Annotated in this window: 13 protein-coding genes; 7 read left to right on the top strand and 6 right to left on the bottom strand. The window is 67.8% G+C overall.

Features of this window, described 5'->3' with window-relative positions:
• Window positions 1-195: 195 nt before the first annotated feature.
• Window positions 196-1,428: an MFS transporter gene (locus AC3WRR_RS27085; RefSeq protein WP_492298616.1), complete on the top strand. Its 1,233-nt coding sequence runs from the start codon at window positions 196-198 to the stop codon at window positions 1,426-1,428.
• Between the two features lie 3 nt (window positions 1,429-1,431).
• On the opposite strand, the gene AC3WRR_RS27080 is transcribed toward AC3WRR_RS27085, so the two are convergent.
• Window positions 1,432-1,983 (bottom strand): MarR family winged helix-turn-helix transcriptional regulator, encoded by a 552-nt coding sequence (locus AC3WRR_RS27080; RefSeq protein WP_492298614.1) that lies wholly within the window; start codon window positions 1,981-1,983, stop codon window positions 1,432-1,434.
• 106 nt (window positions 1,984-2,089) lie between these two features.
• On the opposite strand from AC3WRR_RS27080, the gene AC3WRR_RS27075 reads away from it, so the two are divergent.
• The 3 genes from AC3WRR_RS27075 (at window position 2,090) to AC3WRR_RS27065 (ending at window position 4,440) form a co-directional block, all read left to right on the top strand.
• Complete coding sequence (locus AC3WRR_RS27075; RefSeq protein ID WP_058697465.1) at window positions 2,090-3,004, top strand: EamA family transporter; 915 nt, start codon at window positions 2,090-2,092, stop codon at window positions 3,002-3,004.
• Window positions 3,005-3,051: 47 nt separating this feature from the next.
• Window positions 3,052-3,351: a hypothetical protein gene (locus AC3WRR_RS27070; protein WP_010811445.1), complete on the top strand. Its 300-nt coding sequence runs from the start codon at window positions 3,052-3,054 to the stop codon at window positions 3,349-3,351.
• Between the two features lie 105 nt (window positions 3,352-3,456).
• The gene (locus AC3WRR_RS27065; protein WP_010811446.1) at window positions 3,457-4,440 is read left to right on the top strand and encodes a Bug family tripartite tricarboxylate transporter substrate binding protein; all 984 of its coding nucleotides are present in this window, start codon (window positions 3,457-3,459) and stop codon (window positions 4,438-4,440) included.
• Window positions 4,441-4,442: 2 nt separating this feature from the next.
• Here AC3WRR_RS27065 and AC3WRR_RS27060 read toward each other — a convergent pair whose 3' ends face one another.
• Entirely contained in the window at window positions 4,443-5,123 is a 681-nt protein-coding gene (locus AC3WRR_RS27060) for a response regulator transcription factor (protein ID WP_454751138.1), read from the bottom strand.
• Between the two features lie 221 nt (window positions 5,124-5,344).
• On the opposite strand from AC3WRR_RS27060, the gene AC3WRR_RS27055 reads away from it, so the two are divergent.
• Entirely contained in the window at window positions 5,345-6,082 is a 738-nt protein-coding gene (locus tag AC3WRR_RS27055; protein ID WP_010811448.1) for a response regulator transcription factor, read from the top strand.
• The gene (locus tag AC3WRR_RS27050) at window positions 6,079-6,804 is read left to right on the top strand and encodes a histidine kinase (RefSeq protein ID WP_058697466.1); all 726 of its coding nucleotides are present in this window, start codon (window positions 6,079-6,081) and stop codon (window positions 6,802-6,804) included. The genes AC3WRR_RS27055 and AC3WRR_RS27050 overlap by 4 nt, the downstream gene beginning before the upstream one ends.
• A gap of 51 nt (window positions 6,805-6,855) precedes the next feature.
• On the opposite strand, the gene AC3WRR_RS27045 is transcribed toward AC3WRR_RS27050, so the two are convergent.
• The 4 genes from AC3WRR_RS27045 to minC all read right to left on the bottom strand — a co-directional run bounded on the left by AC3WRR_RS27045 (window position 6,856) and on the right by minC (window position 10,298).
• Window positions 6,856-7,953, bottom strand: a complete 1,098-nt coding sequence (locus tag AC3WRR_RS27045; RefSeq protein WP_010811450.1) for a porin — start codon at window positions 7,951-7,953, stop codon at window positions 6,856-6,858.
• 386 nt (window positions 7,954-8,339) lie between these two features.
• Window positions 8,340-8,594 carry a cell division topological specificity factor MinE gene (gene minE, locus AC3WRR_RS27040; RefSeq protein WP_010811451.1) on the bottom strand — a complete coding sequence of 85 codons (255 nt, stop codon included), beginning with the start codon at window positions 8,592-8,594 and terminating at the stop codon, window positions 8,340-8,342.
• Between the two features lie 21 nt (window positions 8,595-8,615).
• Complete coding sequence (gene minD / locus AC3WRR_RS27035) at window positions 8,616-9,431, bottom strand: septum site-determining protein MinD (protein ID WP_010811452.1); 816 nt, start codon at window positions 9,429-9,431, stop codon at window positions 8,616-8,618.
• A gap of 66 nt (window positions 9,432-9,497) precedes the next feature.
• Window positions 9,498-10,298: a septum site-determining protein MinC gene (gene minC / locus AC3WRR_RS27030; protein WP_439668465.1), complete on the bottom strand. Its 801-nt coding sequence runs from the start codon at window positions 10,296-10,298 to the stop codon at window positions 9,498-9,500.
• 230 nt (window positions 10,299-10,528) lie between these two features.
• Between minC and AC3WRR_RS27025 the strand changes: the two genes are divergently transcribed.
• Entirely contained in the window at window positions 10,529-11,500 is a 972-nt protein-coding gene (locus AC3WRR_RS27025; RefSeq protein ID WP_492298611.1) for a magnesium and cobalt transport protein CorA, read from the top strand.

The raw sequence follows: 11,500 nt of genomic DNA, 5'->3' as shown, positions 1-11,500 counted from the left end.
GGCGCATGCTGATCGCGGCGGCGGCGGGCCGCTCCGGAAGCAGAAAGGGGGCGAGGGGCGCGCGGCATGTCCTTTTCTCCAAGGTCGGGGACCTATTCTCGCAGGACAGGCGCCCGGGCGCCAGCTAGCATCGGTGCTCAGTTCCTTCCAGGCCGGCGCCCACGCTGGCCGCTTTCCGTCTGTCGAGAGCCGCCAATGAGCACAACCATCGACTCCGCGCCTGCTGGCGCGACACCCTCCGCGACACCCCCCCAGGCCGAACGCACCGGTTTCCGCGTGCTGTCGGCGATCAGCTTCGCCCACTTCCTCAACGACATGATCCAGTCGTTGATCCTGGCGATCTATCCGATGCTCAAGGGGGGCTTCAACCTGAGCTTCACCCAGATCGGCCTGCTGACCATGACCTACCAGGTCACGGCATCGCTGCTGCAGCCGGTGGTGGGCCTGTACACCGACAAGCATCCCAAGCCGCATTCGCTGGCCATCGCCATGGCGTTCACGCTGGCGGGCTTGCTGCTGCTGTCGGTGGCGCCGAGCTACGGCGTGCTGCTGGTGGCCGCGGCGCTGGTCGGTACCGGCTCATCGATCTTCCATCCGGAATCATCGCGTGTGGCGCGCATGGCCTCGGGCGGCCAGCACGGGCTGGCGCAGTCGATCTTCCAGGTTGGCGGCAACGGCGGCAGCGCCATGGGGCCGCTGCTGGCCGCGCTGATCGTGCACCAGCAGGCCAGCCTGGCGTGGTTCTCGCTGGCGGCGCTGGTGGGCATCGTGGTGCTGTGGCGCATCGGCGGCTGGTATGCGCGCCAGCTGGCGCAGGGCGCGCGCAAGCACAAGGCCGCCGGCGCGGTGGCCAGCCCGGTTCCCACGCGCCTGGTGGTGCGGGCCATGGTGGTGCTGATGGTGCTGGTGTTCTCCAAGTACTTCTACATGGCCAGCCTGACCTCCTACTACACCTTCTACCTGATGGAGCGCTTCGGGCTGGCGCGCCAGGACGCGCAGCTGCACCTGTTCATGTTCCTGGCCGCGGTGGCGGCGGGCACCATCCTGGGCGGCCCGATCGGCGACCGCATCGGCCGCAAGCGCGTGATCTGGGCGTCGATCCTGGGCGTGGCGCCGTTCACGCTGGCGCTGCCGCACGTGGGCCTGTTCTGGACCACGGTGCTGACCTTCATCATCGGCTTTATCCTGGCCTCGGCGTTCTCGGCGATCCTGGTGTTCGCGCAGGAGCTGATTCCCGGCAAGGTCGGCATGGTGTCGGGCCTGTTCTTCGGTTTTGCCTTCGGCATGGGCGGCATCGGCGCCGCGGTGCTGGGCGGCATGGCCGATACGCATGGCATCCGCGCGGTGTACGAGTACTGTGCCTACCTGCCGCTGCTGGGCCTGCTGACGATCTTCCTGCCCGACCTGCGCGAGCGTCAGCGGGCCTGACACTCAGGCCGGTTCATTGCCTTCGCCGCCACCGCCCGGTGGCGGCTCGAACATGCGCAGCCAGCGGCGCAGCAGCGCAGCCAGCTGCGCGCGTTCCGTCGCGGTCAGGTCCGCCAGCAGGCGGTGCTCGTTGGCCACGTGCAATTCCAGCGCGCGGTCGACGCGCTCGCGTCCGGTTTCGGTCAGTTCCACCAGCAGCCCGCGCCGGTCTTCCGGATTGGGCTGGCGCCGCACCAGCCCGGCCCGTTCCAGGTGGTCGAGCCGGTTGGTCATGGTGCCCGAAGTGATCATCAGCGAGCCGATCAGCGCGCCCGGCGACAGCGCATACGGCGGCCCCGCGCGCCGCAGCGTCGCCAGCACATCGAATTCCCACGGCTGCAGGCCGGTTTCCCCAAGCGCGGCTTCAATGGCCCGGCTGGTATGGCGGTTGAGCCGGCCCAGCCGGCCGATCACGCCCATCGGCGAGGCATCCAGGTCCGGGCGCTCTCGCGCCCATTGGGCGAGAATGCCATCGACGTGGTCAGGCGTGTCTTCGGGTTTGCAGCGGGCAGTCATCAGCAGGGCGGGCGTGGGAATAAGCGATGGGCGGAATACCGAAGTATCTTGACATCAACCAATCGGCTTCGTAAAGTCTATTTATCTTGACATCAAGAATATCGACATGAAGGCGAGTGGATCTTCCTCCCTGGCCGCGACCGGCGGCGTGACCCTCAGGGACATCCTGCTGACCGGGCTGGCCCCGGCCATCTGGGGCAGCACCTACCTGGTCACCAGCCAGTGGCTGCCGCCGGGGCAGCCGCTGCTCTCAGGCGTGATCCGGGCGCTGCCGGCCGGGCTGGCGATGCTTGCCTTCGGCCGGCAACTGCCGCGTGGCAGCTGGTGGTGGCGCGCGGCGGTGCTGGGCGTGCTCAATATCGGCTTCTTCCAGGCCATGCTGTTTATCGCCGCGTACCGGTTGCCGGGCGGGGTGGCGGCCACGGTCGGCGCGATCCAGCCGCTGATCGTGGTGGTGCTGGCGTGGGCCTGGCTGGGCGCACGCCCGCGGCCGGCCGCCTGGCTGGCGGGCGTGGGCGGGCTGCTGGGCGTGGCGCTGCTGGTACTGGGCCCGGCCGCCCGGCTCGATGCCATCGGCGTGGCGGCGGCAGCGGCCGGGGCGGTATCGATGGCGGTGGGCACGGTACTGACGCGGCACTGGCGCCCGCCGGTCTCGCCGCTGGTGCTGACGGCATGGCAGTTGTGCGCGGGCGGGCTGTTCCTGCTGCCGTTCGCACTGGTGCTGGAACCGCTGCCCGGGCATTTCACGCTGGCCAACTGGCTTGGCTATGCGTGGCTGAGCATTGTCGGGGCCGGCTTCAGCTATGCGCTGTGGTTCCGCGGTGTCGGGCGCATGCCGTCGTCCGCGGTGGCGGCGCTGGGGCTGCTCAGCCCGGTCAGCGCCACCGTGCTCGGCTTTCTGGTGCTGGGCCAGGCATTGACGGCGATGCAGGCTGCCGGCGCGCTGCTGGTGCTGGGCAGCGTGTGGCTGGGCCAGCGCGCGGCGGCGCCGGCCGCGGTGACGCGCACGCAGCCGGCCTGATCCGAGATTGCGTCAGCGGCTGCTGCCGGGCGGCGTTTTGCGGCATCATGGCGGGCATGAAGTCTGCCGTGCCTCCGTCCCCGCCACCCATCCACCCCGCATCGGCACCGTCTGCCACGCCTGCCTGCGAGCGCTGCCTGGCGCTCGCCGCCGACCCGCGCCGGCGCGAGCCGCCGTCCTGCCTGGCGCTGCGCGGCACGGTGCCGCTGGTGAGCCAGAGCGCCGCCGGCGTGCCGTTCAGCATGCTTTCCTTTGCCTGCCGCGACTGCGGCACGGTATGGCGCCTGTATGACCGGGCCAACGAACTCTTTGTCTCGTGGGTGCCGGAACGCCCGCTGGTGCGCTGAGCGCGCACGCCCCGATCGGCTAAGATAGCGGCTGCTCCGCGCCAGACCGGCGAACCGCTGCCGCGCCCGGCGCCCTCCTGTCGAAATCTCTCCCGCATTTCCATCATGGCCTTCCCCTTCCGCTCATCCCTGCTGGCCGCCCTGTGCGTGACCAGCGGTGCTGCCGCACTGCCTGCCGCCGCTGCCGACGCCTATCCCAGCCGTCCGATCCGCCTGATCGTCGCCTACCCGACCGGCGGCATCAGCGACACCGTGGCGCGCGCGCTCGGCGAGCGGCTGTCGGCGCAGATGGGCACCTCGGTGGTGGTCGAGAACAAGGCCGGCGCGGGCGGCAGCATCGGCATCGATGCGGTCGCCAAGGCTGCGCCGGACGGCTATACGCTGGGCTTCGCCGCCACCAGCCCGCTGACGCTCAACCCGCATGTCGGCCGCGTCAACTACGACCCGCAGAAGGACGTGGCGCCGGTGATGAGCGTGATGTACTCGCCGGTGCTGGTGGTGGCCACCGCCGGCTTCAGCGGCAAGGGCTTTGCCGACGTGGTCGGCCAGGCCAGCGCCAAACCGGGCTCGGTGCGCTGGGCAACGTCGGGCCTGGGAACGGTTGGCCACGTAGTGCTGGAACAGATCAAGCAGAAGTCGAAGGCCGACATCACGCTGATCCCGTATAAGGGCGCGGGCCAACAGATGAATGACGCGCTCGGCGGCCAGTTCGAGGTGATGAGCACCAACGCCAGCCCGGTGCTGACCCAGCATATGCAGGCCGGCCGCCTGCGCGCGCTGGCGGTGGGTGCGCCCAGGCGCCTGGAGAGCCTGCCCTCGGTGCCGACGCTGGCCGAGCTGGGCTACCCCAAGGCCAACCTGACCTCGACCTTCGGCATCTTCGCGCCGGGCAAGACGCCCGCGGCCATCATCAACCGCCTGAACGCCGAACTGAACAAGGCGCTGGCCGAGCCGGAAGTCCATGAGCGCCTGCTCAAGGGCGGCGAAGTGCCGACCGGCGGCACGCCGGCGCAGTTTGCCAAGGCCATCCGCGAAGAGTCCGCGGAGAACGCCCGCATCGTCAGGGACGCGGGCATCAAGGCCGATTGAGGCTAGGCCGCATCGAGGCGGCTGCCCAGCCCGTACACCGACGACAGCCGCACGCCGTTGTGCGGCCACAGCGCCAGCTTGGTGCGCACGCGCGACAGGTGGCTGTCCACCGTGCGCGAGGCCGGGTCCATGTGGTAGCGCCAGACCTGGTCGACCATGGCCTGGCGCAGCACCAGCGAGCCCAGGTTGCGGAACAGCAGCACCGCCAGGTCGAATTCCTTGGGGGCCAGCAGCACCGGCTTACCCTGGACCCACACGCGCCGCTCCGCGGTGGCAAAGCGGAACACGCCGTGCTCCAGGTCGCATTCATCGACCGCCGGCCTGGCGCGGCGCAACAGCGCCAGCACGCGCGCGGCCAGCTCGGCCGTGCGCAGCGGCTTGGGCACGTAGCTGTCGGCGCCTTGCGCAAAGCAGGCCGCGACGAAGGCTTCTTCGTTGGAGGTGCCGGTCAGCATCACCGGCATCTCGCTGCCGAGCGTGCGGCGCACCCATGCCAGCACTTCCAGGGCCGGGATCCCCGGCGTATCGCAGTCGAGCATCAGCAGATCGAACGACCGGCCGCGCAGCGCGCCGATCATGGTGCGTCCGCTGAGATAGCGCGTGCACTGGTGCCCGTTCAGGCGCAGGGTCTGTTCGATGCTGACGGCGAGGGTCGGGTCCGCCTGCAGCGCGGCGATGTTCACGAGAGTGGCTCCTGCGCGGGCGCATCGGAATGCGCCGATGGATGGACAGAGCTTGGCACTGCGGGCCCGCTCGGCACGCAGCGAAGCCCATGGTAGGAGCGGCCTGCTGAGGCGAGAAGTAAAAGATTGTTGAAAATCGAGATTGAGGTCTTTCCTATTCGTGCCGAAGGCAACGCGGTCTTAAATGTCCCGCTAGTGTTCTGTTCCGTCGGAGACAACACATGGGAAAGAAAATGGCATCGCGCATTGCATCGCTTGAAGACGCGCCCGCGGATGCGGCGCTGATCCGGCAGGTCATTACCGGCGCGGGACATGACTGCGTGACTTTCGCCGAAAGCCGGCGGCTGCTGCTGGCGCTGCGCGACGCGGGCTTCGACCTGCTGCTGCTGGACTGGCAGATGCCGGACCTGTCCGGGCGCGAGGTACTGGCCTGGGTGCGTACCCACCTCGACCGCCGCATCCCGGTGATGTTCCTGACCTGCCGCGAGGCCGAGCTCGACATCGTCAACGCCCTGGCGGCCGGCGCTGACGACTACATGGTCAAGCCGGTGCGCCCGGCCGAGCTGGCCGCGCGCATCGACTGCCTGCTGCGGCGCGCGTATCCCGCGCAGCTGGCGCCGCTCGCGCCGTTGCGGCTGGGCGAGTACGCTTTTGACTGCGCCCTGCGCAAGGTCACCTGCAACGGCGATCCGGTCAGCCTGACGCCCAAAGAGTTCGACCTGGCGGTGCTGCTGTTCCGCAACGAGGGGCGCATCGTCACGCGCGACCACATCACCGCCGCGGTCTGGGGCCGCGAGATCTCGCCGCTGTCGCGCACCATCGATACCCATGTCTCGCGCGTGCGCAGCAAGCTTGGGCTGCAGGCAGGGCACGGCTTGCGGCTGACGCCGGTCTACACGCATGGCTACCGGCTGGAGCGTACCGATCGCCCGGAGCGCACCGAACGGGCCGCCGCATGAGAGCGTCCCGGCTGCACCAGGCGGGGCTGGCCGTGGCACCGTGGCTCGGCGGCCGGCCGGTCGCGCAGCGGCGCGCTGATGTGCGCAACCCCGCCGCCGTGCACGACATGCTGCTGCACGTGCTTGGCCACGACCTGCGCGCACCCAATGCCTCGCTGCTGGCCTGGCTGGAACTGCGCCGCACGCGGGCCCAGGCCGACGCCGCGCTGCTGGCGCAGGTCGGCAGCCATGCGCGCCGTTCGCTGCGCCAGATCGACGACCTGAACCGGCTGCTGCGCGAAACGCGCCACGCCTATCGCATGCGCCGTATCGCCATGGAATCGCTGCTGGATGAAGCGCTGGACCGCGTCTGGACCCTGGCCAGCGAGGCCGGCGTCCGGCTTGAACGGCCGGCCGGCCGCCTGCCGCGCCTTGGCGGGGACCAGGCCATGCTGGCGCAAACGCTGGAATGGCTGCTGACCAGCGCGATTGATGCCGCGGCGCGGGAGACTGCGCTGCGGATCACGTGCCGTGGCCATGCCGGCGGCCTGGCGCTGTGGCTGGCGTTCGATTCCGCCGACGACGAAAGCGCCGCGCGGCTGGCGCAGCCCGGGCCGGCGCTGCTGTGCGCACAGCGCGTGGTGGCGCGGCATGGCGGCGTGCTGGTGCCGCTGCAGCCGATGGGCGAAGCCACCTCGCAGGCCGGCTGGTACCTGTGGCTGCGGCGCCGGCCGCGCCCATGAAAAAAGGCACCCGAAGGTGCCTGTTGCCAGGAACTGCTGATCGGGTGTCGATCAGAAGATGTGGCGGATACCCAGTGCAGCGCCAGTCTGGTTGTTGCGGCCCGGCATTTCGGTGGTGGTGCCGCCCGAAACCTTGTTGAAGTCAACCGTGCCGTAGACCTGGGTGCGCTTGGACAGCGAGTACTCGGCCAGCAGCACGCCGGTGTAGCGGCGGCCGTTGTTGTCGTTCACGCCGTTCTTGTTCTCGACGTAGTCGCCGTAGAACACGCCGGTCAGCGCCAGGGCCGGGGTGGCCTGGTAGGTCAGGCCGATGTAGCCGAGAGTGTCCTTGCGCGGGTTGCTGGCAGCGCCGGCGGTGACCACGGCCGGAGCAGGCGCGGCAGCCGAGTTGTTCAGGAAGCCGTTGTCGATCACGCCGGTGCGGTCCTTGCCGCCGACGTAGCCCACGAACAGCTTGGCCGGACCAAAGGCGTACTTACCGGCAGCGCCCCACATTTGCTGCTTGTTGCCGTTGATGTCGCGGATTTCCTGGTACACGCCGCCGATGCCGAACGGACCGAACGAGTAAGCGGCACGGGTGCCCCAGTACTGGTTCTTGGTCATGCTGCCCGGCTGCTCGCCGAAGCCGTAGCTGGCGCCCACGTCCAGGCCGCCGAACTTGCCGCCGTAGCTGACCACGTTGTCGCTGCGGAACTGGGTCAGGAAGAACGGCCAGGCGTTGTTGGTGTAGTTGCCGATGGTCAGCGGATCGTAGTCGCCGAAGAAGTTAAAGCCTTCGGTGTACTGGCGGCCCAGCTTGATCGTGCCGAAGTCGCCCGACAGGCCAACGTAAGCCTGACGACCGAACAGGCGGCCGTTCGGGTTGGTGGCGCTGGCCTGGTTGGAACGGCCGGTGTCCGGATCGAAGCCGCCTTCCAGCTGGAAGATTGCCTTCAGGTTATTGCCGAGGGCTTCGCTGCCCTTCAGGCCCCAGCGGCTGTTGGTGACGGCGCCGTTGGTCAGTTCCCACAGGTTGTCGTTGTTGGCGTTGGAGTTCGTCTGGAAGCGGATGCTCTGGTCAACGATACCGTACAGGGTAACGGACGATTGTGCGAACGCCGAACCTGCCAACAGGCTGCCGGCTGCGAGGACGATGGCCGATTTCTTCATGGTGCTCCTTTTCTGTCTTGTACTGTTCTCTCCGCCGGATCACGGCGGGGACGATGTCTACGTTTCGTTGTAGACGCCGCGAAAATTTAACAAAACGTAAGCTACAAGGACACAAAACTCCGCCAAGCTGCCCTTTCAAGCAGGATTTTGGTGCAAATCCGTTGTCTCGCCGCTACAGAATTCCGAATTGGGGCGTTCTGGCAGCGCTGGCAGCTGGCCTGCACACTGGGCTGGTGGGGAATCGCGGCGGGGAGGACGGGGGCCGGGGGGGGGGGCGGGGGGCCGGCCGACCCCGGCGCGCAAGCGGCGCCGCGGTCGGCGGAAAGACGGGAAGTGCGGGAAAACCGAAGGAGGAGGAACGAATCCGGCAGCGCCGGGATCCGTCCTCAGTTCTGCGGGATCTCGATCTTGACCTCGAGCACCTCGAGGTTGTCCTGGCGTTCCAGGCTGACGCGCAGGTCCTGGTCGCCGATCTTGACGTACTTGGAGATTACCGCCACCAGCTCGCGCTGCAGCGCGGGCAGGTAGTCGGCGGGCGCGGAATGGCCGGTGCGCTCGTGCGCCAGGATGATCTGCAGCCGCTCCTTGGCGACCGACGCGGACTTCTTCTTCTCTCCCAGCAGGAAGGAAAGGATCGACATGGGGTGAGCCCTCCTTGACCGTTACTTGTTGCCGAAGATGCGGGAGAGCAGACCCGGCTTCTGGTAGTCGGTGAAACGCATCGGCTTGTCCTTGCCGAGGAAGCGGTCCACCACGTCGCCATAGGCGTCGGCCACGTCGCTGCCTTCCAGGTGGATGGCGGGCGTGCCCTGGTTCGAGGCGTGCAGCACGGCTTCAGACTCCGGCACCACGCCGATCAGCTTGATGCGCAGGATTTCCTGGATGTCAGTCAGCGACAGCATTTCGCCGCCATGCACACGCTTGGGGTTGTAGCGGGTGATCAGCAGGTGTTCCTTGATCGGGTCGCCGCCTTCGCTGGCGCGCTTGGTCTTGGAGGCCAGGATGCCCAGGATGCGGTCCGAATCGCGCACCGACGACACTTCCGGGTTGGTCACGATCAGCGCCTCGTCGGCGAAGTACATCGCCATCAGCGCGCCCGACTCGATGCCGGCCGGCGAGTCGCAGATGATGAATTCGAAATCCATCTCGATCAGGCCGTTGATGACCTTCTCGACGCCTTCGCGCGTGAGCGCGTCCTTGTCGCGCGTCTGCGAGGCCGGCAGGATGAACAGGTTCTCGCACTTCTTGTCCTTGATCAGCGCCTGGCGCAGGTTGGCTTCGCCCTGCACCACGTTGATCAGGTCGTACACCACGCGGCGCTCGCAACCCATGATCAGGTCAAGGTTGCGCAGGCCGACGTCGAAGTCGATCACGGCAGTCTTGTGGCCGCGCAGGGCCAGGCCGGCGGCAAAGCTGGCGCTGGTGGTGGTCTTGCCGACGCCTCCCTTGCCGGAGGTCACAACGATGATTTTTGCCATGGCTCTTTGGTCCAGTAATAAGTTGAAGCTTGCGCTCTCTGCAATTCGGTCCCGAGGGCTGCGCGGTTACTTGAGCCGCAGCGCTTCGAGAATCAGTTTTTCATCGGCCAGGCGCACCTGGGCGGTCTTGCCGAGCACGTCGGCCGGAAGCGTCTGCTCCGCGGTCCGGTAGATGCCGGCGATGGAAATCAGTTCAGGCTCCATGCACGTGCTGAAGATGCGCGCGCCGGTGTTGCCCTTGACGCCCGCCAGCGCACGGCCGCGCAGCGGGGCATAGATATGGATGTTGCCTTCGGCGATCACCTCGGCGCCGTAGCTGACCACGTCCAGGATGACCACGTCGCCCTGCGCGTAGACCTGCTGGCCCGAGCGCAGCGGCTTGTCGATCAGCATGGTCTGGGTCTGGCGGATGGCGGCGGCCACGGCGGCGTCGGTGGTGGCCTGCGCGGCGGCGCGGATGGATTCCTCGCGCGCGGCCTGTTCGGCGGCGGCCTGTTCCGCCGCGGCTGCGGCCTGGGCCTCGGCGGCGCGATCGGCGCCACTGCCGCGGCGGGCCTGGCTGTCCAGCAGCGGCAGGCCGAAGCGCTCGGCCCACTCGCGCTGGCCGGGGCGGGCCACCACGCCGATGGCGCGGGCCCTGAGCGTGGCCAGCGTCTCGATCACGGTGCCAAGCGCGACTTCGCTGTCATCTTCCAGCGCGCGCAGGTCCAGCGCAATCACGTCATTGGAAAAGAAGTCGGGGGTGGCTTCAAAGCGGGCGAGGAGGTCATCCCGCAGCGCAGCCATGTCGGCGGTCTGGAGGGCGAGAAGGAGGGCGTCTACGTTGCCACTGCGCAGCTCGAAGCGTGGCGATTTCTTCTGGGACATAGCCGGGTGACCGTGGAAATGCCACATTCTAACGTCGTATCTGTCGCGAACTGTAACAATTGGATCGATATGTACAGCAGGTGGCGCGTGGGTTCCATATGCGCGTGCACGGCACACCGTAGCGCCGGACAAGTGCGGCCAGCGTGGTATGCCGCGCGGGGCAACGCGCATCGAGTCCGGCACAGCGTAAAGGCTTGTTACGATTGCGCCATCTGATCAGCGGAGTTTTCATGGGCGCCATCGTCAATTGCGTGGCCTACCGGCAGGGCAAGCGGCTCGGCACAGTGGGCATGGATGAGATCCGCACCGTGCTGGGGGTGCCCGGCACCTTTGTCTGGCTGGGCCTGCATGAGCCTGACCTCGCGCTGCTGCGCCAGGCCCAGCAGGCGTTCGGCCTGCACGACCTGGCGGTGGAAGATGCGCTCGATGCGCACCAGCGCCCCAAGCTCGAGGCCTACGGCGATTCGGTCTTCGTGGTGCTCAACACGGCGCAACTGGTGGAAGATGAAGTCGTGGTCGGCGAGACCCATCTCTTTGTCGGCCCTAATTATGTGGTTTCGGTGCGCCACGGTGTCAGCAGCACCTATGCGCCCGTGCGCGAGCGCTGCGAGCAGGACCCGCACGGCCTGGCCAATGGCCCGGGCTATGTGCTGTACGCGCTGATGGACTTTGTCGTCGACCACTACATGCCCATCGTCACGCGCCTGGAAGACACCTTCGAGGCGCTGGAGGAGGGTATCTTCCGCGACGAGTTCGACCGCAAGGCGATCGAGCGCCTGTACCAGATCAAGCGCCAGGTGCTGCGCCTGCGCAATGCGGTCAGCCCGGTGGAAGACATGTGCGGCCAGCTGATCCGGCTGCACGAAGACCTGGTGCCGAAGGAGCTGCGCGCCTATTTCCGCGACATCGAGGACCACGCCAGCCGGCTGGTGCGCACGCTCGACGTGGTGCGCGAAATGCTGACCACGGCCGTGCAGGTCAACCTGGCGCTGGTCACCGTGGGCCAGAACGAGGTGGTCAAGCGGCTGGCCGGCTGGGGCGCGATCCTGGCGATCCCGACCGTGATCTTCAGCCTGTATGGCATGAACTTCGATTTCATGCCTGAGCTGAAATTCCACTTCGCCTACCCGGCAGTGATCGGCGTGACCGCGGTCGCCTGCGGGGGACTGTGGCGGCGGCTGCATCGGGCCGGGTGGATCTGA

This window comes from Cupriavidus sp. FW305-3-2-15-C-LB2, assembly GCF_058787575.1.
Note: the sequence above shows the minus strand (reverse complement) of the source record. Positions and strands in the feature narration are given on the sequence as shown.

What these genes read in the sequence shown, in the direction of transcription:
- AC3WRR_RS27085 (WP_492298616.1), top strand. Translation starts at nt 196, where the DNA reads ATGAGCACAACCATCGACTCCGCGCCTGCTGGCGCGACACCCTCCGCG.
- AC3WRR_RS27080 (WP_492298614.1), bottom strand. Translation starts at nt 1,983, where the DNA reads ATGACTGCCCGCTGCAAACCCGAAGACACGCCTGACCACGTCGATGGC.
- AC3WRR_RS27075 (WP_058697465.1), top strand. Translation starts at nt 2,090, where the DNA reads ATGAAGGCGAGTGGATCTTCCTCCCTGGCCGCGACCGGCGGCGTGACC.
- AC3WRR_RS27070 (WP_010811445.1), top strand. Translation starts at nt 3,052, where the DNA reads ATGGCGGGCATGAAGTCTGCCGTGCCTCCGTCCCCGCCACCCATCCAC.
- AC3WRR_RS27065 (WP_010811446.1), top strand. Translation starts at nt 3,457, where the DNA reads ATGGCCTTCCCCTTCCGCTCATCCCTGCTGGCCGCCCTGTGCGTGACC.
- AC3WRR_RS27055 (WP_010811448.1), top strand. Translation starts at nt 5,345, where the DNA reads ATGGGAAAGAAAATGGCATCGCGCATTGCATCGCTTGAAGACGCGCCC.
- AC3WRR_RS27050 (WP_058697466.1), top strand. Translation starts at nt 6,079, where the DNA reads ATGAGAGCGTCCCGGCTGCACCAGGCGGGGCTGGCCGTGGCACCGTGG.
- AC3WRR_RS27045 (WP_010811450.1), bottom strand. Translation starts at nt 7,953, where the DNA reads ATGAAGAAATCGGCCATCGTCCTCGCAGCCGGCAGCCTGTTGGCAGGT.
- minE (WP_010811451.1), bottom strand. Translation starts at nt 8,594, where the DNA reads ATGTCGATCCTTTCCTTCCTGCTGGGAGAGAAGAAGAAGTCCGCGTCG.
- minD (WP_010811452.1), bottom strand. Translation starts at nt 9,431, where the DNA reads ATGGCAAAAATCATCGTTGTGACCTCCGGCAAGGGAGGCGTCGGCAAG.
- minC (WP_439668465.1), bottom strand. Translation starts at nt 10,298, where the DNA reads ATGTCCCAGAAGAAATCGCCACGCTTCGAGCTGCGCAGTGGCAACGTA.
- AC3WRR_RS27025 (WP_492298611.1), top strand. Translation starts at nt 10,529, where the DNA reads ATGGGCGCCATCGTCAATTGCGTGGCCTACCGGCAGGGCAAGCGGCTC.